At 64.2% G+C, this 544-nt stretch carries 1 pseudogene; it reads left to right on the top strand.

What is annotated here, in order from left to right:
* Positions 1 to 544: pseudogene (locus KLP42_RS26655) on the top strand (phage tail protein); the annotation flags it as partial.

Here is a 544-nt window from a genome sequence, read left to right on the forward strand (position 1 = left end):
GCAAGCGGCAGGCAAACCAGCTGGCGGCCATCTACTTCAAGGAAAACCGGTTTCAGGCGACTGCGCAGATCGTCCTGCCGCCCCGCTTCCGCGATATCAACGTCGGGGAATGGGTACGCTGGAATTCTGCCCGGTTCGGTGAGCGCACCTACATCGTGCAAAGCCGCTCGATCCGGGCGCTCGACAGTGACGGGCCGCGCAATGTGTCCCTGTCCCTGCAGGAGCGGGATGGCTCGATCTATGCGAAGACCGGCGTTCAGCCGGCCATCGTGCCGATCCCGAACGGGGAGCCGGTCTATCTCGCCGCCCTGCAGGACTGGCGGGTTATCGCAGTTCTGGCACAGGCGGCCGACAGCCGCACGATCCCGGCGTTTCGCCTGTCCTGGTCACCTGTCGAGGATGTCACCGTGACCGCGATCGATTTCCAGTGGTGGCTGAAGGATGCGCCCGACAACCGGTTCAACCGGCGCATCGGGGCGGACGTGACCTTTGCCCTGCTGCAGGAAGGGATCATCAGCAACGCCCCTTACGTCTTCCGCCACAA

Source organism: Rhizobium sp. CSW-27 (assembly GCF_018760785.1).
GTDB lineage: Bacteria > Pseudomonadota > Alphaproteobacteria > Rhizobiales > Rhizobiaceae > Neorhizobium.